At 71.1% G+C, this 20,875-nt stretch carries 16 protein-coding genes; 2 read left to right on the top strand and 14 right to left on the bottom strand.

All coding sequences use genetic code 11. The features are described from left to right. Positions 1-48 precede the first annotated feature (48 nt). Together AC4OXY_RS34590 and AC4OXY_RS34585 are read right to left on the bottom strand one after the other, a co-directional pair. Positions 49-912, bottom strand: a complete 864-nt coding sequence (locus AC4OXY_RS34590) for an ABC transporter permease (RefSeq protein ID WP_356021424.1) — start codon at positions 910-912, stop codon at positions 49-51. Further along, positions 902-1,717, bottom strand: a complete 816-nt coding sequence (locus AC4OXY_RS34585) for an ABC transporter ATP-binding protein (protein WP_376286977.1) — start codon at positions 1,715-1,717, stop codon at positions 902-904. Before AC4OXY_RS34585 ends, AC4OXY_RS34590 begins: the two co-directional genes overlap by 11 nt. Positions 1,718-1,874: 157 nt before the next feature. Between AC4OXY_RS34585 and AC4OXY_RS34580 the strand changes: the two genes are divergently transcribed. Next, on the top strand, positions 1,875-2,567 hold the full coding sequence (locus AC4OXY_RS34580) for a response regulator (protein ID WP_491991612.1): 693 nt from the start codon (positions 1,875-1,877) through the stop codon (positions 2,565-2,567). 16 nt (positions 2,568-2,583) lie between these two features. On the opposite strand, the gene AC4OXY_RS34575 is transcribed toward AC4OXY_RS34580, so the two are convergent. The 6 genes from AC4OXY_RS34575 to AC4OXY_RS34550 form a co-directional block, all read right to left on the bottom strand. Further along, positions 2,584-4,176, bottom strand: a complete 1,593-nt coding sequence (locus tag AC4OXY_RS34575) for a monocarboxylic acid transporter (RefSeq protein ID WP_356021419.1) — start codon at positions 4,174-4,176, stop codon at positions 2,584-2,586. After that, on the bottom strand, positions 4,173-4,721 hold the full coding sequence (locus tag AC4OXY_RS34570; protein WP_356021417.1) for a DUF485 domain-containing protein: 549 nt from the start codon (positions 4,719-4,721) through the stop codon (positions 4,173-4,175). Before AC4OXY_RS34570 ends, AC4OXY_RS34575 begins: the two co-directional genes overlap by 4 nt. 69 nt (positions 4,722-4,790) lie before the next feature. Further along, positions 4,791-5,483, bottom strand: a complete 693-nt coding sequence (locus tag AC4OXY_RS34565) for a response regulator transcription factor (protein WP_356021415.1) — start codon at positions 5,481-5,483, stop codon at positions 4,791-4,793. Further along, positions 5,480-6,631 (bottom strand): sensor histidine kinase, encoded by a 1,152-nt coding sequence (locus AC4OXY_RS34560; RefSeq protein WP_356021413.1) that lies wholly within the window; start codon positions 6,629-6,631, stop codon positions 5,480-5,482. The genes AC4OXY_RS34565 and AC4OXY_RS34560 overlap by 4 nt, the downstream gene beginning before the upstream one ends. Further along, positions 6,628-7,149 carry a DUF1453 domain-containing protein gene (locus tag AC4OXY_RS34555; protein ID WP_491991611.1) on the bottom strand — a complete coding sequence of 174 codons (522 nt, stop codon included), beginning with the start codon at positions 7,147-7,149 and terminating at the stop codon, positions 6,628-6,630. Before AC4OXY_RS34555 ends, AC4OXY_RS34560 begins: the two co-directional genes overlap by 4 nt. Before the next feature lie 742 nt (positions 7,150-7,891). Continuing rightward, complete coding sequence (locus AC4OXY_RS34550; protein ID WP_356021409.1) at positions 7,892-10,015, bottom strand: DNA gyrase/topoisomerase IV subunit B; 2,124 nt, start codon at positions 10,013-10,015, stop codon at positions 7,892-7,894. Positions 10,016-10,455: 440 nt separating this feature from the next. Between AC4OXY_RS34550 and AC4OXY_RS34545 the strand changes: the two genes are divergently transcribed. After that, positions 10,456-10,686: a DUF7455 domain-containing protein gene (locus AC4OXY_RS34545; protein WP_491991610.1), complete on the top strand. Its 231-nt coding sequence runs from the start codon at positions 10,456-10,458 to the stop codon at positions 10,684-10,686. A 101-nt stretch (positions 10,687-10,787) separates the two neighbouring features. On the opposite strand, the gene AC4OXY_RS34540 is transcribed toward AC4OXY_RS34545, so the two are convergent. From AC4OXY_RS34540 to AC4OXY_RS34515, 6 genes are all read right to left on the bottom strand, one after another. Beyond that, complete coding sequence (locus tag AC4OXY_RS34540; RefSeq protein WP_491991609.1) at positions 10,788-11,648, bottom strand: serine protease; 861 nt, start codon at positions 11,646-11,648, stop codon at positions 10,788-10,790. A 123-nt stretch (positions 11,649-11,771) separates the two neighbouring features. Continuing rightward, entirely contained in the window at positions 11,772-13,313 is a 1,542-nt protein-coding gene (locus tag AC4OXY_RS34535) for an RNA polymerase sigma factor (protein WP_356021405.1), read from the bottom strand. A 459-nt stretch (positions 13,314-13,772) separates the two neighbouring features. After that, positions 13,773-14,660 (bottom strand): FadR/GntR family transcriptional regulator, encoded by an 888-nt coding sequence (locus AC4OXY_RS34530; RefSeq protein ID WP_356021403.1) that lies wholly within the window; start codon positions 14,658-14,660, stop codon positions 13,773-13,775. Between the two features lie 162 nt (positions 14,661-14,822). Next, a complete protein-coding gene (locus AC4OXY_RS34525; RefSeq protein WP_491991608.1) occupies positions 14,823-17,381 on the bottom strand; it encodes an ABC transporter ATP-binding protein in 2,559 nt (852 codons plus the stop codon). A gap of 159 nt (positions 17,382-17,540) precedes the next feature. Further along, positions 17,541-18,299 carry an NUDIX hydrolase gene (locus AC4OXY_RS34520; RefSeq protein WP_356021399.1) on the bottom strand — a complete coding sequence of 253 codons (759 nt, stop codon included), beginning with the start codon at positions 18,297-18,299 and terminating at the stop codon, positions 17,541-17,543. A gap of 129 nt (positions 18,300-18,428) precedes the next feature. Continuing rightward, on the bottom strand, positions 18,429-20,378 hold the full coding sequence (locus AC4OXY_RS34515) for a glycogen debranching N-terminal domain-containing protein (protein ID WP_491994680.1): 1,950 nt from the start codon (positions 20,376-20,378) through the stop codon (positions 18,429-18,431). Between the last annotated feature and the right edge of the window lie 497 nt (positions 20,379-20,875).

The following is a 20,875-nucleotide window of genomic DNA, read 5'->3' as shown; positions in this document are numbered from 1 at the left end:
GAGGGGCGGTGCGGGAAAGGCGTGGGGGGCTGGTTTGAGAGGGGCCGGTCAGTCGTCGGAACCGGCGGGCTTCCAGCGGAAGATGCGGCGCTCGGCGAAGGTGAGCAGCCCCTCGGCGACGAGGGCGACGAGGGCGAGGATGACCATCGCCGCGTAGACACCGGCCGCGTTGAAGGTGTTCTGCGACTGCGAGACGAGCAGGCCGATGCCCTTGGTGGCGCCGATGTACTCACCGACGATGGCGCCGATCAGCGCGAAGCCGAAACTGACGTGCAGGCTGGTGAAGATCCAGGAGGTGGCCGACGGGATGACCACCTGCAGGGTCACCCTGCGGTCGCTGGCACCCAGGATGCGGGCGTTGGCCACGAGGTTGCGGTCCACCTCCCGGGCGCCCTGGAAGGCGTTGAAGAACACCGGGAAGAAGACGAGCACGACGGCCGAGGCGACCTTCGAGGAGGGACCGAGGCCGAACCAGATCAGGAAGATGGGTGCGAGGACGATCCTGGGGATCGAGTTGAGCACCTTGATGTATGGACCAAGCACCTCTGCGAGCAATCTGATCCGCCCGAGCGCAATACCGAGCAGCACACCGGCGACCACACCGATGATCCAGCCGAGCAGTGCCTCGTAGAGCGTGTACCAGATCTGTTCGCCCAGGGATCCGAGCGCGGTGCCGTGCATGACCCAGGTCCAGATCTGGTCCCAGATCTTCGACGGCATCGAGAAGTTGAACGGGTCGATCGCCTTGGCCCGGGACAGTCCCTCCCACAGACCGAGGACGGCGACCAGGAGCGCCACGCGCACGGCGTTGACGAAGACCTTGCGGCGGCGGGCGGCCTGAGCGCGGCTCTGCGCGCGATCGGGGACCTTGGCGGTCTCGACGTCAGGTGTGCTGAGAACGTCAGGCGACACGGGCGGCACCCCTCTCGCGGGTGATGCGGACCTCTTCGCCGAGCGACTCCCAGATCTCGCGGTAGATCTCGATGAACCGCGGCTCCAGGCGCACCGATTCGACCTTGCGCGGCCGCGGCAGATCGATGTCGAAGACCTGCTTCACGGTCGCGGGCCCTGCGGTCATCACGACCACCCTGTCGGCGAGCGCGATGGACTCCTCCAGGTCGTGGGTGACGAAGACGACCGAGGCGCCCGTGCCCTCCCACAGCTCCAGCAGCTCGTCCGACATCAGCGCCCTGGTCTGCACGTCGAGCGCGGAGAACGGCTCGTCCATCAGCAGGATCTCGGGGTCGTTGACGAACGTGGCGGCGAGGGCGACGCGCTTGCGCTGACCTCCGGAGAGCTGGTGCGGGTAACGGTCCTCGAAACCGGAGAGTCCGACCCGGGCCAGCCAGTCCCGCGCCTTCTCCTTCGCCTCCGCCTTCGGCACGCCCCGGAAGCGCGGGCCGGCCATCACGTTCGACAGCACCGTGCGCCAGGGGAAGGTGGCGTCCTGCTGGAAGACGAAGCCGACCTTGTCGCCGACGCCGCCGACCGGCTCCCCGGCCACCAGCACCTCGCCCTCGCTGGGCTCCTCCAGGCCGCTGACCAGCGTCAGCGTGGTGGACTTTCCGCAACCGGTCGGTCCTACGACGGCCACGAACTCGCCGCGCCGCACGGTGAGGTCCAGGCCGCGCACGGCCGTGTGCAGTCCCCCGGACGGGGTTCTGAAGGTCTTGCTCGCGCCCCGCAACTCGATGGCGGGGCTGGTGTGTGCGCTCATGGCCCGGACGGTAGGTGTGGCTCCGGCCACAGCAGGAGTCTTGTGGGCACAAGCCGTTCTTTTGCTCGCAGGAGCCTGTTGTGCTCTTTTTGCTCGCGCTACAACTGCGGAGCCGAAACACGGGTTTAACACCCGTCGGCCTTGAAGGAGAGGCCTGATGATTGACGTCCTGGTCGTGGACGACGATTTCCGCGTCGCAGAGATAAACGCCAAGTACGTGGGAAAGGTTCCCGGGTTCCGGGTGACCGCCCGCGCGCACAGCGCCGCCCAGGCGCTGGCGGCCGTCGAACGCGGCAGCGTCGACCTGGTCCTGCTCGACCACTTTCTGCCGGACCGGACCGGCCTCGACCTCGTCCACCGCATGCGTGAACAGGGCCACCGCACGGACGTCATCATGATCACGGCGGCCAGCGAGGTGACGACCGTTCAGCAGGCGATGCGCCTGGGCGCCCTGCACTACCTGGTCAAACCGTTCACCTTCGCCGCGCTGCGCACCCGCCTGGAGTCCTACGCCGCCCTGCGCCGCACCGTGGACCGGGTGGGCGGCCACGGCCTGACGGGCCAGGAGCAGGTCGACCGCATCTTCGGGGCATTGCGCGCAGCCCCCGCACCGTCCGCGCCCGGCCTGCCGAGCGGTCACTCGGAGCCCACGACGGACCTGATCTGCGGCGTCCTGCATCACGCCGACCAGCCGCTGTCGGCCCACGAGGTGGCCGCCAGGACCGGCCTGAGCCGCTCCACGGCCCAGCGCTACCTCCGCCATCTGGAACAGGCCGGCCGGCTGCGCCTCTCCCTGAAGTACGGCGACACCGGCCGTCCGGAGCACCGCTACGCGTGGGTGGCGCCGTAACGATCCGTTCGGCCCGCTACGCGGCCCCGGCACCGGTCAGCGACCGCACCTCGGTCTCGGCGTACTTGGCCTCGTCCGCGACCTCGGCCGAGGTGACCGTGCCCAGCCAGCCGGCCACGAAGCCGAGCGGGATGGAGACGATGCCCGGGTTCTGGAGCGGGAAGTACTGGAAGTCGACGCCCGGGAACAGCGAGTCCGGGCTGCCGGAGACCACCGGGGACAGCAGGACGAGCCCCAGCGCCGGGAGCAGCCCGCCGTACACGGCCCACACCGCGCCGCGGGTGGTGAAGGCGCGCCAGAACAGCGAGTACAGCAGCACGGGCAGGTTCGCCGACGCCGCGACCGCGAACGCCAGGCCCACGAGATAGGCGACGTTGAGGTCGCGGGCCAGCAGGCCGAGTGCGATCGCCACGACGCCGATGCCGAGCGCCGCGAACCGTGCCACCACGACCTCGCCGCGCGGCGTGCCGGGCGACCGCCGCAGCGACGCGTACAGGTCGTGCGCCACCGAGGCCGACGAGGCGAGCGTGAGGCCGGCGACCACGGCGAGGATCGTGGCGAAGGCGACGGCGGCGACGACCGCGAACAGAACCGTTCCACCAGTGGAACCCGCGCCGCCGCCCAGGTCGAGGGCGAGGAGCGGCACCGCCGTGTTCCCGGCCGCGTTCGAACCCCGTACGGCATCCGGCCCGACCAGCGCGGCGGCGCCCAGGCCGAGGACGATCGTCATCAGGTAGAAGCCGCCTATCAGCCCGATGGACCACACGGCGGAACGGCGGGCGGCCCGCGCGGTGGGCACCGTGTAGAAGCGGGACAGGATGTGCGGAAGTCCCGCCGTGCCCAGCACCAGGGCGAGCCCGAGGCTGATGAAATCGAGGCGGGCGGTCCAGCTCCCGCCGTACTTCAGGCCCGGGGCCAGGAACGCCCTGCCGTGACCGCTGCGGTCCGCTGCCGTGAGCAGCAGCCGGTCGAAGTCGCCGTGGAAGCGCAGCAGGACGAGCACGGTCAGCACGACCGTCCCGCTCAGCAGCAGCACCGCCTTCACGATCTGGATCCAGGTGGTGGCCCGCATCCCGCCCAGCGACACATAGATCACCATGAGCGCGCCGACCCCGATGACCGTCCAGGCCCGGGCCGCCCCGCCGGTCCGCCCCATCAGCAGCGCCACCAGACTGCCCGCACCGACCATCTGCGCCACCAGATACAGGACGGACACCGTCACCGAGGACGTTCCCGCCGCGATCCGCACCGGCCGCTCGCTCATCCGCGCGGCCACCACGTCGGCAAGGGTGAACCGCCCGCAGTTGCGCACCAGTTCGGCCACCAGGAACAGCACCACCAGCCAGGCCACCAGGAATCCCACGACATACAGCAGCCCGTCGTATCCGTAGAGCGCGATCAGCCCGGTCACCCCGAGGAAGGAGGCCGCCGACATGTAGTCACCCGCGATGGCGAAACCATTTTCCATCGGAGAGAACAAGCGTCCGCCCGCGTAGAACTCCTCCGCCGAACCGCGCCGCCACCGACTCACCCACGTCGTGATCCCGAGAGTGACGGCCACAAAAGCGCTGAACAGCAGCAGCGCCAGCGTCTGATGGCCACCGGTCACGAGGCACCTCCCCGCGCCTCGCGGGTCAGCTCCTGGGTGTCCCAGCGCAGCTCCAGCGCCGCGCGGTCCCGCCGCAGCCGCGCGTGCCGGGCGTAGGCCCACGCGAGCAGGAACGTGCTGAGGAACTGTCCGAGCCCGGCCAGCATGCCCACGTTGACCGCTCCCGCCACGGGCCGGGCCATGAGTCCGGGCGCGGCCGTGGCGGCGACCACATATCCCACGTACCAGACGAGGAAAGCGACGACTCCCGGCACGACGAACCGCCGGTACCTGCTGCGCACCTCCTGGAACGCCGCGCTGCGCTGTACCTCGACGTACACGTCACGCGTGCGAACTGCCGGTCCGCTCTGCTCACCGCGAGCGGACGGCACCACCGACGCCGGCATGCCCGCGCCGTCCAGCTCACCCCAGCCGGACGCCAGCGCGTCGTACCACGGGTCCTCGTACATCGCGTCGTGCGAGGGCGTGCCGTGCTCTTCCTGGCTCCCGCCCGAACTCTCGGGACCGTCCCCGGCTCCGCGGGCACGACCGTTGCTTGACTGCATGCCCAAGGATGGACAGATCGGGAAGTTCCCTGACTCTTCTTCCCCCGGCTCTTCACCCCATCAGGTGATTCACTGTGTGGGCGGCCTCACCAGCCCCTTGCCGTAGGCGTAACGCACCGCCTGCGCCCGGTCCTTGAGGCCCGTCTTGGCGAAGAGGTTGTTGATGTGCGTCTTCACCGTCGCCGTCGACACATGCAGCCTGCGGGCGATCTCCTGGTTGCTGAGCCCGTCGGCGATCAGCACCAGGACCTCGGTCTCGCGTGCGGTCAGCCCGTCGGGCGCGACATCGGCGGGTTCCGGCTCGGGCGGGTGCTCGGGCTGCGACAGCCGCTCCAGCAGCCTGCGCTGCACACTGGGAGACAGCCCCGCGTCCCCCGACAGCACGCTCTCCACGGCCCTCACGATCTCGTCGCCACCGGCGTCCTTCGTCAGATAGCCGCGGGCACCCGCGCGCAGCGCGGGGAACAGCGACTCGTCGTCCGCGTACGTGGTGAGCACGACGACCTGGGTCCTGGGGTACTGCGACCGGATCCGCCGGGTGGCCTCCACGCCGTCGCAGCGGGGCATCCTGAGGTCCATCAGGACGACGTCCGGGGCGAGTTCGCCGACCAGCTGCACCGCCTCCTCGCCGTCTCCCGCCGCACCGACGACCTCCACGCCGGACAGCAGCCCGAGGAGCATCACGATGCCTTCCCGGACCACGGTCTGGTCGTCGGCGACCACCACCCGCGCGGGCTTCTTCTCTCCCTCCGTCTCGGTCATACCGGCACCTTCAGCGTCACCACGAACCCCTCCTCGTCCGGACCCGCGTCCAACGAGCCGCCCAGCAGCTCGGCACGCTCGCGCATACCCAGCAGACCGTACCCGCCGCCGGATCCGGTGAGTTCGCCCGGCAGCCCGCCCGAGTCCCTTACGTTCAGCGTCACTTCGTGGTCGCTGTAGTCGAGCCACAGCTGCACCTTGGCGCCCTGGGCGTGCTTGCGGACGTTGGTGAGCGCCTCCTGCGCGACCCGGCGCACGGTCTGGGAGGCCTCGGCCGGCAGTGGTCTGCGCTCACCCGTGACGGTGACCTCGGCGCCGTCGGCTCCGGTGACGAGTTCGCTCAGGAAGTCTTCCAGCGGGGTCAGTTCGCCCCGCAGCGCCGACAGTGCCTGCCGGGTCTCCGCGAGCCCGTCGCGGGCCATTCCGCGCGCGGCCACCACCCGCTCCAGGATCCGTTCGCGGTCGGCGCCGTTCTCGATCAGCAGCCGGGCCGCCTCCAGGTGCACGAGCTGAGCCGAGAGGCTGTGGGCCAGCACATCGTGGATCTCGCGCGCGATCCTTGTGCGCTCGGCCAGTGCCGCGGACTCGGCCTCGGCGGCCCGGGCGGCCCGCTCCTGGGCGAGCAGCCGCTGCGCGCTGCCACGGGCTTCGGCGTCCAGCCGCAGGACGTATCCGGCGAGGGCCATGCCGGCCACCGTGGCCGCCGTGGTCAGCCAGACGTCGTTGTTGAACGCGGAGTACGACGCCAGGGCCACCGAGGTCACGGGCACGGCCGCTGCGAGCGGCAGCCGCTCCAGGGCGCTGATCCCGCATCCGCACCAGAGCACCAGGGCCGGTCCTCTGAACCCTGTGGCCTCGGCGGCGACCGCGATGGCCAGGAGCACACCCATGAGCGCGAGCGAGGAGACCAGCCGGTGCTGGTAGGTGGTCCGGAAGAGGGCCCAGGAGACGGCGGCGGCGAGGAGCACCCCGGCCGCTGCCCCGAGCGCTCCTGCAAGGTCGACGTGTTTCTGGTTGAACGCGCCCCACAGGAGCAGCGCGAGCACGAGGAGCCGCACGGCCCAGGCGAGCATGCGCCGGGGCCGGCTGATTCCTGCACGGCCGAGCGCCTCGCGCGACGGCCAGCGGGTCCAGAGGTTCTCCGTCACACGCTCTCCTTCCGGGCCGTCCACATGCCGTCACCGTACGCCGGAGAGGGACGGGTCGCGGTGCCGAGGGATTGGGCCCGCCAGACCAGGACGCCGCCGCGGACCAGCAGGGTGCCGGCGAGGCCGAGCATCAGGGCCGAGCTGTCCTGGTGCAGGCCCAGCGCGGTGCCGAGGGCGTAGATACCGATCCGCAGGGCGATGCCCACGGCCCATACGGCGCCGCTCGCCTTGGTGCTCTTGGTCCACACGACGCCGTCCGGAGCGGTCCAGAGGCGGGTGGTCCAGGCCCAGCCGGCGCCGGTGGCCACCCCTATGAGCACCTCCACGGCGAGCAGCGCGGCGGACTCCGTGCGGTGATGTGCGTCGAGGATGCCGGGCTCGCGCAGCGCGACGACGGCGAGGATCACGGGGATCAGCCACCAGCGCCGGTCGGTGTTGATCGCGCGGGCGCGGAACTGCCGCACCACCACTATGGTGACCACGGCCACGATCACCAGCGCGTTGACGAGCCCGGACATCAGAGCCTCCGTGAGCGGGAAGGTAGTGCCGGAGCAGGCGCTGCCGACACCAACGACGCTACGGAAATTCGCAGGTCCGGAGATCGGAGCGGAGGTGGATCACGGGTGGAAACCTCGGGCGGCTCCTCTCCACCCACGGGTGTAGACGCCGGGCGAAGAAGACGCTGGGAAGGGACGAGGCAGGGGGCACCGGGGCGGGGCGGGATGGCGCCGGACGCGGTGCTGGACCTGGCACTGGGTGCGCTGAGGGGTGAGCAGCAGCGGGAGATCGGCACGGCGCCGGTGTCTGGGTGCGGGTGACGGGTGGCCTGGCGACGGAGCCCGGAATCCGGGTGGAGATGACAGCTCAGGGGCGGCGGGACGGGGAGGACCCGGAGCGAGGTGTCGTGGGAGTGCGACGGCCGATCCCGATCGGCTTGGGGAAGACCACGGTGACTCGGCCGGGCCGACGCCACGGCTGCGGCGGGCGTGATGCACCGGCGCGACAAGGCGGCGGCCCGGGCCCGCCGGAGCGGCCCGAGATCCGCACCGGCTGGCCGGCCCTGCCGGCCCGGCTACGCACCGGACCACCTCAGGCGGCCCGGACAGGCACCCAACCGCGACCGCGACGCCGACCCGGCCCCGCTCGCCGCCCCAGGGCCAAGGCCCCGCATCCAGGCCGCGCTGCCTGCACGACCCGTCGGATCTGCCTCGCTCCGGCCTGCCGGGACACCCCCCGGTCGGCCGGAGCCCGGCGCAGCGGCTACGCGTCGATGCGCGAACGGTCGAGCGTCGCCGCCGAGCTGGAGATGAACTCCTTGCGGGGTGCCACGTCGTTGCCCATCAGCAGGTCGAAGACCTGTTCCGCAGCTTCCAGGTCGGCGAGGTTGATCCGGCGCAGGGTGCGATGGCGCGGGTCCATCGTGGTCTCGGCCAGCTGGTCGGCGTCCATCTCGCCCAGACCCTTGTAGCGCTGGATGGAGTCCTTGTACCGGATGCCCTTGCTCTGGAACTCCATGAGCTTGTCACGCAGCTCGCGGTCGGAGTACGTGTAGACGTACTTGTCCTGGCCCTTCTTGGGCTGGACGATCTCGATCCGGTGCAGCGGCGGCACCGCGGCGAAGACCCGGCCGGCCTCGACCATGGGCCGCATGTAGCGCTGGAAGAGCGTGAGCAGCAGGCAGCGGATGTGGGAGCCGTCCACATCCGCGTCGGTCATCATGATGATCTTGCCGTAGCGGGCCTGGTCGATGTCGAAGGTGCGGCCCGAGCCCGCTCCTATGACCTGGATGATGGCACCGCACTCGGCGTTCTTCAGCATGTCGGTCACCGACGACCGCTGGACGTTGAGGATCTTGCCCCGGATCGGCAGCAGAGCCTGGAACTCGGAGTTCCGCGCCAGCTTCGCCGTACCGAGCGCGGAGTCACCCTCGACGATGAACAGTTCGCTGCGGTCGACGTCGTCGCTGCGGCAGTCGGCGAGCTTCGCCGGCAGGGACGAGGACTCCAGGGCCGTCTTCCGCCGCTGGGCGTCCTTGTGCTGGCGGGCCGCGACGCGCGTACGGGCGGCCGCCACGACCTTCTCCATGACGACCCGGGCCTGCGCCGCGGCGTCGCGCTTGGTGGCGGTCAGGAACGCCTTCAGTTCCTTGGTGACCACGTTGTTCACGATGCGGCGGGCCGCCGAGGTGCCGAGGACCTCCTTGGTCTGGCCCTCGAACTGCGGCTCGGCCAGGCGCACGGTGACGACGGCGGTGAGGCCCTCCAGGGCGTCGTCCTTGACGATGTTGTCCTCGGCCACGCGCAGCATCTTCTTGGCGCGCAGCACATCGTTCATCGTCTGCGTGAGGGCCTGCTCGAAGCCGGCCACGTGGGTGCCGCCCTTGGGCGTGGCGATGATGTTGACGAAGGACCTGACGGTCGCGTCGTAGCCCGTGCCCCAGCGCAGCGCGACGTCCACGCCCAGTTCGCGGGTGACCTCGGTGGGCGTCATCTGGCCGTGCTCGTCCAGGACCGGGACGGTCTCCTTGAAGGTGCCCTGTCCCGAGAACCGCAGGACGTCGCAGACCGGCTTGTCGTTCGCCAGGTACTCGCAGAACTCGCTGATGCCGCCGTCGAAGCGGAAGGACTCCTCGCCCTTGCTGCCGCCCTCGCCCAGCCCGAACTCGTCACGGACGACGATCGTCAGGCCCGGCACCAGGAAGGCGGTCTGCCGGGCGCGCTGGTGCAGGTTCTCCAGGGAGAGCTTGGCGTCCTTGAGGAAGATCTGCCGGTCGGCCCAGTACCGCACGCGCGTGCCGCTGCGGGTCTTCGGGACCTTCCTGGTCTTGCGCAGGCCGCTCTTGGCCTCGAACTTCGCCTCGGCACCGTCGCCGGCGAAGGCACCCGGCACGCCCCGCCGGAAGCTGATGGCGTGCGTGTGGCCACCCCGGTCCACCTCGACGTCGAGACGGGCGGAGAGGGCGTTGACCACGGAGGCACCGACGCCGTGCAGACCGCCGGAGGCGGCGTAGGAACCACCGCCGAACTTGCCGCCTGCGTGCAGCTTGGTCATCACGACCTCGACGCCGGACAGGCCGGTCCTCGGCTCGACGTCCACGGGGATACCCCGGCCGTTGTCGCGCACCTCCACGGAGCCGTCGTCGTGGAGGACCACCTCGATGTGGTCACAGACACCCGCGAGGGCCTCGTCCACGGAGTTGTCGATGATCTCCCACAGACAGTGCATCAGACCGCGGCTGTCGGTCGAGCCGATGTACATGCCCGGGCGCTTGCGCACGGCTTCGAGGCCCTCGAGGACGAGCAGGTGCCGCGCGGTGTAGTTGGAACCGTCCCGGTCTGCTCCTGCCAGCAGCGCTGTGGACGGCACGGACGTATCGGCGGTCACGCGGTTCGCTCCTCGCTGAATTTCAGTTGACCCCTTGTTGGGTAAGGGGGCGGCTTCGGTTGCCGCTCAGAGGGTACCGAGGCCTGGTAGAGCCGGTGTAACGCCACCCTCGTCGAAAACTCAGACTAGTCCAGTCTCGCATGCGTGTTCGATCCCTCGTTGGAGTGAAGCACACATCACGTTCCCTTGGAGGCATGAACCATTTAGGCTCCGGGCACGTCCTCATGAACAACCGGCAACCCGGCCGGGAGGACCGAGACACAACACTGCGCGAAACCGTAAGCACGCAAGAGACGCACTACGGCACATTCGCCGCCAACCGGCAGCAGACAGCCGCCCCGGAAGATTTTTTTCGAGGAAAAGCCACGAGCGGGAACGTTTTCGGGCTGGTTGGATGTTGACCCTGGTACGACAGCTCGTCGAGCTAGAGAAGAGGCGACGTGACTACTGTTCTGACCCCCGCGAGCCCGCTGACGGCCGCCGATCGCTGCGACCGCTGCGGCGCCCAGGCATACCTGCGCGTCGTCCTGCTGAGCGGCGGAGAACTGCTCTTCTGCGCCCACCACGGTCGCAAGTTCGAGCCGGAACTCAAGAAGATCGCCGCCGAGATACAGGACGAGACGGAGCGGCTGACGACCGTTCCGAACAACGTTTCCGAAGAAGAGCGCTGAATCTCGCACACACGACGAGCCAGCGCCGGCACAAGCCGGTGGAAACGGGCGGCGGCTCCCGACCGGGAGCCGCCGCCCGTACTCGTACCCTGGTGCGCCCCTCAAGAGGACTCGCCGGAACCCGCCCGGCCGCCCGAGGACACGTCCAGCGCTCGTGCGACCTCGGAGACGCGCGTGTAGACGCCGGGGCTCCCAGGTCTGCCGCAGCCGCTCCCCCAGGACACCAGCCCGATCAGCCGTCCCGAGGCCACCAGAGGGCCTCCGCTGTCGCCCTGGCAGGCGTCGGGGCCACCCTTGGCCTCTCCCGCGCAGAGCATGCTGCCCGCCCGGTAGGCGCCCTCCGGGCCGCCCGGATAGGCGCGGGCACAGGCGTCGTCGGGCAGCACGCGTACGCGTGCCGCGTGGAGCCTGCGCGCGTAGGCGCCCCCGCCGCTCGTGTCGCCCCATCCGGAGACGAGAGCCTCGGTGCCCGGCGCGTAGGCCGTATCTCCCGCACCGGCCAGGGCGACGACCGCGCTGCGCGGCAGCGGCTTGGCGAGGGTGAGGACGGCGAAGTCGCCGGCATTGGTCGTGGCGTCGTACCCCGGGTTGACCCGGGCGTCCCGTACCGCGATCTCCTCGCCCTTGTCCGACAGCAGATCCGTACGGCCCGCGATGACCTTGAGGTCGCGCACCGTGTTCGGCGGCCCCCCGAGCACGTCCTCGCCGAGGCAGTGGGCCGCCGTGAGCACGGTGGTCCGTGCGACCGCCACGCCGCCGCAGAACTGACCCGCCCGCGTACCTCCGAACCGGTCACGGCTGGACAGCGCGACCGTCCACGGGGCCTGTGAGACGTCGATCGGAAACCCCCCGACCACGACGCTGTCAGCGGCCACGGGGGCCGCGTCGACCAGGGGTATGGCGGCTGTGGCGGCCGCCAGGGCCAGCGGCCGGACCAGGGCCCGGGCAACGGAACGACGCATGAGGGAACCTCGCTCTCGGGTGATGTCGGAACACCCAGAGTGATCCACGGCTCCGTTGCGCGCAGCGCGAAGACCCGGCTCCCGCAGTGGGGAACCGGGTCTTCGGTGTCGTACGGACGCGACCTAGTCGAGGTAGTCGCGCAGCACCTGGGAACGCGACGGGTGGCGCAGCTTCGACATGGTCTTGGACTCGATCTGGCGGATGCGCTCACGCGTCACGCCGTAGACCTTGCCGATCTCGTCGAGGGTCTTCGGCTGACCGTCGGTGAGACCGAACCGCATGGAGACGACACCGGCCTCGCGCTCGGACAGGGTGTCCAGCACCGAGTGCAGCTGCTCCTGGAGGAGCGTGAAGCTGACGGCGTCGGCGGGGACGACGGCCTCGGAGTCCTCGATGAGGTCACCGAACTCACTGTCGCCGTCCTCGCCCAGCGGGGTGTGCAGCGAGATGGGCTCGCGGCCGTACTTCTGGACCTCGATGACCTTCTCCGGGGTCATGTCGAGCTCCTTGGCCAGCTCCTCCGGGGTGGGCTCACGGCCCAGGTCCTGGAGCATCTGGCGCTGCACGCGCGCGAGCTTGTTGATGACCTCGACCATGTGCACCGGGATACGGATGGTGCGGGCCTGGTCGGCCATGGCGCGGGTGATCGCCTGCCGGATCCACCAGGTGGCGTACGTGGAGAACTTGTAGCCCTTGGTGTAGTCGAACTTCTCGACCGCGCGGATCAGACCGAGGTTGCCCTCCTGGATGAGGTCCAGGAAGAGCATGCCGCGGCCGGTGTAGCGCTTGGCCAGGGAGACCACCAGACGGAGGTTGGCCTCCAGGAGGTGGTTCTTGGCGCGCCGGCCGTCCTCGGCGATGATCTCCAGCTCGCGCTTGAGCTTCGGCGCCAGTTTGTCGGCGTTGGCCAGCTTGTCCTCGGCGAACAGGCCCGCCTCGATCCGCTTGGCCAGCTCGACCTCCTGCTCGGCGTTGAGCAGGGGGACCTTGCCGATCTGCTTCAGGTAGTCCTTGACGGGGTCGGCGGTGGCGCCGGCCGCGGCGACCTGCTGCGCGGGCGCGTCGTCCTCGTCCTCGTCGGACAGGACGAAGCCGGCGCTCTCGGCACCCTCGGGCTCGTCGGCCACCTTGGTGTCCTCAAGAACCTCGTCCTCGAGAATCTCGGCGTCGTCCTTCTTGGCCGCGGTCTTCTTGGCAGCCGTCTTCTTCGCGACGGTCTTCTTGGCGGCCACCTTCTTGGCGGTCGTCTTCTTGGCCGCGGCCTTCTTGGCGGGTGCGGCTTCCTCGGCGGAATCGGCTGCGACCGGAGCGGCGGGCGCCACGGGGGCGGCCGTGGTGGCGGTGGCCTTCCTCGTCGTCACCGTCTTCGCCGCGACCGTCTTGGTGGCGGTGCGCTTGGCCGGACTCTTCGCTGCGACGCTCTTGCGGGTGCGCTTGGGCTCTGCGGCACTGACCATCAGCGTCACACCCTCTTCCTCAAGGATCTGGTTGAGGCTGCGCAGTACGTTCTTCCACTGAGTGGCCGGAATCTGGTCAGCTTCGAAGGCCCGACGCACATCGTCGCCGGCGATCTGCCCATCAGCCTTTCCCCGCTCAATGAGAGCCATGACAGAGACGGACTCGGCGATCTCCGGCGGGAGCGTACGGGATGTGCTGGCCGACACGAACAACCTCTCGGAACGTTGGAAAACGGCTTCCGGCACCGTCCACTGCGGACAGGAGCCGACCACCGGCCTGGGGATGGGCCGACGGCGCGGGCGGGGGCCGGGGAGATGCACAGCGCCTGTCATGGCGTCCGTATTCCCTCCGCGGCTGTCACCTCTTAGGTCATCGCGCTGTTTCCACGAGCGTTACGCCCAATCCGCGTGGCCCGAGTCACACCCCGTAAGCAAACAAAAACGGTCAGACACGGACAGATGAGATCACTGCCGCCCTCGCGTCCGGTCACGCCCGCGACCACGGCCGCCCGTCGCACCGCCGGACCCCGCCGATCCGCACGGGATCCGGCGGGGTCCGGCAGCGGCCGGTACCCGAGCCCGGCATCGACACGAGACCCACGAGAAGCACGCTGACACCGCACGCCGGCGACCACATCGCCTTCATGGCACGGATCAGCGCTTGCGTCAGTGCTCGCGCGGGGCGGGCACCACGCGTTCGACCTCGGGGTGGACCGTGAGCAGTTGACGCATGGCCGTCTCCGCTGCCGCGCCGTCGCCGGTGCCGAGAGCGTCGACGATGCGCGCGTGCTGCGCGAGGGACGCCTCGTTCGGCCGGTCGCAGGCCGTCACCGGGCCGCCCGACACCTGGAGGGCGGCGGACACGATCCCGGACAGGTGCTCCAGCATGCGGTTGCCGGCGATCTGGATGAGCAGGCCGTGGAACTCGTTGTCGGCGCGCGAATAGGTCAGCGCGTCGCCCTGTGCCATGGCGTGGCTCATGATCTCCACCATGTCGCACAGGCGCTGCTGCACCTCCTCCCGTCCGTGCCCCGCGGCGAGGCGGGCGGCGAGCGGCTCGATGGTCCAGCGCAGTTCGCTCAGTTCCCGGCGCTGGTCGTCGCGCTGCGGCCCGAAGGCCCGCCATTCGATGATGTCCGGATCGAGCAGGTTCCAGTCGCTGACGGGACGCACGCGCGTGCCGACGTTCGGGCGGGCGCTGACCAGGCCCTTGGCCTCGAGGACTCGGAGGGACTCGCGGACGACGGTACGGGACACCTCGAAGCGCTGGCCGATCTCCTCGGGCACCAGCGGACGGTCCGCGCCCAGGTCGCCCGAGACGATCATCTGTCCCAGTTGTTGGACGAGTTGGCCGTGCAGGCCGCGTCCGCGGCTGCCCGCGGCCCGCCTGCCGACGCGGCCCAGCTCGGGTTCCGCGCCCTCCCAGGAGGGTGTTCCCACGCGATCGGGCACAGCGGCCTCGGCGTAGGGGTAGCGGTCGAGTTCGCCCGGGCCGGCCAGACCGGAGTCGGTGGAGCGGGCGGCGGTCATCATGGTGTGCGCAAGGGTACTCACGGAACCTTTGTCGGCGCCGTTTCCAACTCCCTTGAGGTCTTTGGTGAAAAGCACACGAAAGGGTGATCGCTCACGCCGTCGCAATTGACGCCTTATCGGAAAGAAATGGGCTTTCTGAGGGGAGTTGTGCACACGGCGAGATCGAAAGTGGACGCGCATCCCTCACCGGAAACCGGTGCGCAGCGTCGTGAACAGGTACGCGCACAGGAGCGCCGCGAGCGACAACACCAGTGCGCCGCCCATGGGTTGAGCGAGCACGCGTGCCAGCCCGAGGGCATACCTCTCCCCTCCGAAGGGCCACGGGAGCAGGAACACCTCTCTCAACCGTCCAGGAAATCCGGCCGCCGTACGCGGGGCGGGTCCCTGCATCGCCTTGTGCAGGACGGGAACGACGAGGACAGGTACGGCGAGTACGGCGGCGAGGCCTCCCGTGGTGGACCGGAAGACACCGGCCGCGAGGACTCCTGCCCAGGCGCAGCCGATGAGGAGGCCGAACCAACTCACGCCCAGCGAAAGCCAGTCCGCGGGAACTCGCGCCAGCTCCCGTCCGTAGACGAGGTAGAGCGCCTCGGCGTCGCAGCCCAGGGTGAGGAAGGCGAGCAGCGTCGCGGTGACTCCGGAGACGAGAAGTTTGGCCGCCAGCAGTCCCAGCCGGCGGGGCACGGTGCCGCGGTCCGCCGCGAGGGCGGGGTGGCGGAACTCGTCCCCGAAGGCCAGCGCACCGAGCAACCCCGCCGTGAGCGCCGCGGGCGGCAGCGGCAGCTCCCGCGGCCATGCGGCGAACAGCCGTGCCTGCGGGGTGTGGCCGAGCCGAGCCAGCAGTACGGCGGTGAGCACGGACACCGCCAGCACGGCAGCGCAGGTGAGGAAGCCGGCGCCGATCCCGATGGTGCGCCGGATCTCGTAGCGCAGGGGGCGGAGGGGACCGGGGGTGGAGCGGACGGAGATGGGGGGCGGGAGGGCGGAGAGGTTGTCGAGGGCGTGGACGCCTTCAGGACGGGCGGCGCGATCGGCCCAGATCTGACGCGTGCCCGGATTCCTGGCACCGGGCAGACGGGCGCGGAGTGCGGAGATGCCCGCCGCGGGGATGCTCGTTCCGGCGGCCTTCGCTTCCTGAGTCGCCGCGGCCCGGCCCTGCGCGACGCGGGCGCCTCGCGCAGAGTGGGTGCCCTGCGCGCCGGCGCTCCGGCCGACGTCGGCACCAGCGAGTACGTCTGCGGGGACCGCTCCTTCGACCCAGCCGCGCATGTCCTCATCGCCGGACTTCACAGCTCCGTGCGCCGTCCCGCCGGCTTCCGGGAGGGCTCTTGGCGGCGCGCCCTCCGTCGCGGCGTCCCGCGCCGCCTCCGCGCACTCCGCCCCCGGACGGAGGTCGGGCACGTTCCCGTAGGACGGTCGCTCACCGTCGGCCGTCTGCGCCCGCTTTGCCGACGCGAGCGCGGAGGTCCGCCCCACCTCGCCCGAGGCGAGACCGGTCCCGCACGGCTCCGGCGTCGGCGCATCCGCTTCCGCGCACTCCCGCCCCTCCGCCGAGAAGCCCGCCGGCACTGAGCCCCGTTCACTCACCTGGGCCTCCGTCGCCGTGTCGCTCGGTTTCGCCGGCGAGAAGCCGAACGCCATCGCGGCCTTGCCCGCCGCGGGCGAGCCCGGTGCCGGGGAGCCCGGCCCGGCCGGGGACGGGGCCGACGCCGAGGTGCCCGACTCCGCCGTCGGCAGACCGGGCGCCGCGGTCTGCGCCTCCACCACCGAGGCGTCCGTCTCGTCGCGCTCGCACCGTGCCCGTGGCCCGGTCGCCACGACCCCGCTCGCCTCCGCCGGCCCGGCGCCGGACCCCGTACCGGCACCCGGGCCCATGTCACCGACCTCGTCGGCGAGTTGGTGAACGAGAATGCCGTTGCGGAAGGCCGTCTCACCGATGTCGGCGGTCGTGGAGCCGTACACCGAGAGGCGGTTGCCGTCCTCCCGCACGACCTCCACGGACCGGCGCGCACCACGGGCTTCCTTGGCGAGCAGGGACGCGAGTCGTCCCGCCTGGGGGCTGCGGACGGCGACACGCGGGCGCAGTCGGGTGCGGGCGAAGTCCCCGGCGTCCTGGTCGGCCACGAGCCTGCCGCCGTCGAGGGTGACGACACGGTCGGCCCTGCGTGCCGCCTCCTTGGCGTCGGCCGTGGTGAAGACCACGGTGCCGCCCTGCCGCGCGTGGGCCCGCAGCATGCCGTGCAACCACTGCGCCTCGTGGGCGGAGAGGCCGGCGGCGGGCTCGTCCAGGACGAGCGTGTGCGGGTCGGGCAGCAGTGCGCAGGCGAGGCCGAGCCGGCGGTCCATGCCGCGCGAGAGCCTGCCGAGGCACTCTTCACGGAGGCTGACGAGGCCGACGCCTTCGAGGACCTCGTCGGCGCGGCGCACGGGAACGCCCGAGGCCGCGCAGAGCATCCGCAGATGGCCGCGGACGGAGCGGGCAGGGTGCCCCGGCACATCGCCGAGGAGCACGCCGACCTCCCGGGACGGGTGGGCGATCCGGTGCAGGGGCCGCCCTCTGAAGTAGGTGATGCCGCGCCCCTGTTGGAGTTCGAGCATCAGTCTGAGCGCCGTGGTCTTGCCCGCGCCGGCACATCCGAGGAGCGCGGTGACCTCTCCGGCACGCGCTTCGAAGGAGACGTCGTCGACGGCGGGCGGCTGCGCCTTGCGGGGATTGCTGGTCAGTCCGAAGGCCTGGATCACCTGAAGCAAGATAGCTTGCGATGTCTGATTTTTCTGGTATCACCCGATCTGCTTCTAGACATGGCGCCGCCGGAATCGGCTGACGTCCGCCGTTCGCCGCAACCGGAGCCCCGGTGTCGGCGCCCGGCCTCTCCGCCGTCCGGCCGACCGCTGTACGCCTCAGATCTCGGGGCGCAGCATGGGAGGATTGAGGAGAGTGGCCCCGCCGGCCCGGAAGAGCTGCGCCGGCCGGCCGCCCTGGCGCGTGGTCGTCCCTCCCGTGGGAACGAGGAATCCGGGCGTGCCGGTGACCTTCCGGTGGAAATTGCGGGGATCGAGCGCCACTGCCCACACCGCCTCGTACACCCGGCGCAGCTCACCCACGGTGAACTCCGGCGGGCAGAACGCGGTGGCCAGCGAGGAGTACTCGATCTTGGACCGGGCCCGCTCCACCCCGTCGGCGAGGATCTGGGCATGGTCGAAGGCGAGCGGCGCCACCGGCTCGCCGTCGCGTCCGTAGCCACCCCGCTGAAGCAGTTCCTCGACCGGTGCCCAGCGCGCGTTGCTGGCGTCGCCCCCCGCGCGCGGGGCCGGCAGGTCGGGCGCGAGCGCGAGGTGCGCGACGCTGACCACCCGCATGCGCGGGTCCCGCTTGGGGTCGCCGTAGGTGGCGAGCTGCTCGAGGTGGGCTCCGTTGTCCCGGGCCGGGACCGCGGGGTCGTGCGCCGTCAGCCCGGTCTCCTCCTCGAGTTCGCGCGCCGCCGCCTGGGACAGGTCCTCGTCGGCCCGCACGAACCCGCCCGGCAGCGCCCAGCGCCCCTGGAAGGGGGGCTCGCCCCTGCGTACCGCCAGCGCGCACAGGGCATGACGGCGCACGGTCAGCACGACCAGGTCCACGGTGACGGCGAAGGGCGGAAAGGCTGACGGGTCGTAGGGCATGCGGCGATCATAGTCGTCTGCCTGACGATAAACACTCCCTTCGTCGGTCGCATCGGTGGTGGTTCCGCTTCGTTCCGTTATGGGGCGCAGGGCCGGCTCCCCTTCTTCGCTCGGTCTCGTCGTACGAGGTCACACTCCCAGTTGCAGGCCGTCCGCCGCTTCCTCGACCATGGCGAGGCCCAGCCGGCTGATGCGTACGGCGAAGGGCGCGCCGGCGAGACGCAGCCCGGTGAGACCGAGTTCGCCGAGCGGCGCGCTGCGCACGGGGCTCAGGGTGACCGTACGGGCCGGGGCGTCGGGGCGGACACCCGCGAGAGCGGTGAGCACCATGATCGCGGAAGCCGCTGCGGTGGCCGCCGGCCGGCAGGCCGCGGGGTGCGGAAGGGGAGCACTCCCGGCGGCGCGCTGTTCGCCGCCGAACATCTCCGGCAGCCGGTGCCCGAAGTGTTCCGCCGCCTCCAGCAGGCCTCTCAGCAGACCGGCGGCTTCCCTCTCATAGCCGGCGGCAGCCAGTCCGCTGACGGCGACGGCGGTCTCGTGAACCCGGACGGCTCCACTCCGATGGCCGAACGGGTTGTGTCCAATCTCCTTGGCACCGAGACCGCGAAGCCCCCAGCCCGCATCCATGGCGGGAGTGCCGAGCAACCGGGCGAGCTGCTCGGTCTGCACCTGGTCGAGGAGGCCCGGGGCGAGCCGGCCGGAACCGAGCAGGCCGGTGTCGAGCAGGTGGGCGGCGGCCGAGCCCAGGTGCGGTACGGGACGGCCGTCCGGCGCCAGGGCCGCGGCCGGACGTCCACCACCGCGGTCCTCGACCCAGAAGCCGGTCCGGAAGGCTGTCTGCAGAGCCTGCGCCCACTGGCGCAACTCGGCGGCGCCCGGCCGGTCGTAGGCGTCGAGGAGGTCGGCGCCCAGCAGGGCCGCACGGTGCGCGTGGGCCTGCGTTTCACAGCGGACCGGACCCGTGGGCTGCGGATCGGGGAGGTAGGACTGGTCGCGGGTGGTGGTCCGCAGCCAGGTGAGGCAGCGTTCGGCGGCGGGCAGCAGTTCCCTGGCCTCTCTGTCGGGCAGTCCCCAGCGGCGGGCCTCGGCGAGCAGGACGGGGAAGAGCAGCGTGGCCTCCGTTCCCGTGCAGCCCGGCGGGAGGAGAGGGCCGGCGTCGCGTCGCGGCCCGGGGATCATGCCGGCCCGTGCGTCGTCGCCCGGGAGTTGCGTGCGGGCCAGGGCACGCAGTGTTCCCGCAGCGAGCCGGGTGCCGAGAGGCAGGGCCATACGAGCGGCGGCGAGCGCCTCGGCGGGCGCCATCCCGCAGCGCCAGGGCGCGCCCGCCGCGAGATAGGTGTCGGAAGGGTGGGCGGTGTCACGCAAGAGAAGGGCCTGGAGGTCGGCGACGGCCGCGTCGAGCAGCGGGGCCACCCGGGGGTCGTCGCCCGTCGCCCGGGCGCAGGCGATCGGGCTGGTCGTGGTCTGTCCCGCGGCCCTCAAGGGGCCCGCGCCGTCGAGCCGTATCCGCAGTTCCACGGTCGCCGTCCCACCCGGTGGCAGTTGCAGTTCCCAGCGCAGCAGTCCGGCGGACGCCAGGACGTCGGAAGGAGGCGGGTCGGCGGTGACGCTGGCAGCGGCATCGGCCGTGGCCCAGCGCAGCCCTGAGTCGCGGACCGTGGCAGGGAGTTGGGGGCCCGTCCTGCCGGAGGCGATGGCACCGAGTTCGGCGAGATCCGTGCCGAGGGCGATCTCGACGGGGAGCCTCAGCGGTCGCACGCCGGCGTTGCGGACGGTGATCCGTTCTGTTCCCTCGGCGCGGCGTGTTCGTTCGACGACGACATCCGGATCGGGGCCCGCCGCCGGGGAAGCCCGGAGCGTGGCGACGAAACGGGCGCTGTCGGCACCGGTCATCCTGGCCTGCACGGCGAGCGGTTCACGTCCGGCCACGCGGACCTGACACCGCGAGAGCAGCCGCCGCCCGCCTCGGTAGAACCCGTCCAGCCCCCGGCCCGTCAGCTGCCCCAGCTCACCCGAGATGGCGAGGCCAGGCAGGGCGACGCAGATCAACGCGGCGTGGGTGGGCGGCAGTTCGGATATCGGGCGACTGCTCGTCGCCGTGCGGGGCGACGGGAGCGTGACAGGCCGACGAGCCGGGTGTGGAGCGCGGGAGGGTGCGCCTGCGTCAGCTGGAAGGGCCGGCCGGGATTCCAGGGACGGTGGTCGTACGCCAAGGGTCTCCAGCGCCGTCATGACGGCGCTGTCCGGCCGGAACCGTGCGGGCCCGTCCCTCGCCGGTCGCTCGGCGGTGGCGAAGGACGGGGTCGGCTGCTGATGCATGGATTGGCTTCTTCTGCTCTCGGTGCGCCAGGGACGCGCTGGGCGGCCGGTGAGGCGCCCCGGGGGACATCGGTCGTGCGGCGGTGGAGTGCGTTCGGGCGTTCCGCCACTCAGGTGAACGGAGAGCGCCGCTTCCGGGTCACGGCCCGCCCCGGGGAGCCCGGCCGGATCGCGGCGCTGCACGACGGCGAAGGCACCGCTCAACACGGCCGTGACCCTGCGCCGGCATCGGGTGCGCGGTACGCCCGCGTGTGTCC

The organism is Streptomyces sp. HUAS MG56 (genome assembly GCF_058673395.1).
The sequence above is the reverse complement of the archived record's forward strand: the minus strand, read 5'-3'. Positions and strand labels throughout refer to the sequence as shown.

Coding starts and splice junctions, on each gene's coding strand:
- AC4OXY_RS34585 (WP_376286977.1), bottom strand. CDS start 1,717: ATGAGCGCACACACCAGCCCCGCCATCGAGTTGCGGGGCGCGAGCAAG.
- AC4OXY_RS34580 (WP_491991612.1), top strand. CDS start 1,875: ATGATTGACGTCCTGGTCGTGGACGACGATTTCCGCGTCGCAGAGATA.
- AC4OXY_RS34570 (WP_356021417.1), bottom strand. CDS start 4,721: ATGCAGTCAAGCAACGGTCGTGCCCGCGGAGCCGGGGACGGTCCCGAG.
- AC4OXY_RS34565 (WP_356021415.1), bottom strand. CDS start 5,483: ATGACCGAGACGGAGGGAGAGAAGAAGCCCGCGCGGGTGGTGGTCGCC.
- AC4OXY_RS34555 (WP_491991611.1), bottom strand. CDS start 7,149: ATGTCCGGGCTCGTCAACGCGCTGGTGATCGTGGCCGTGGTCACCATA.
- AC4OXY_RS34540 (WP_491991609.1), bottom strand. CDS start 11,648: ATGCGTCGTTCCGTTGCCCGGGCCCTGGTCCGGCCGCTGGCCCTGGCG.
- AC4OXY_RS34520 (WP_356021399.1), bottom strand. CDS start 18,299: ATGCCCTACGACCCGTCAGCCTTTCCGCCCTTCGCCGTCACCGTGGAC.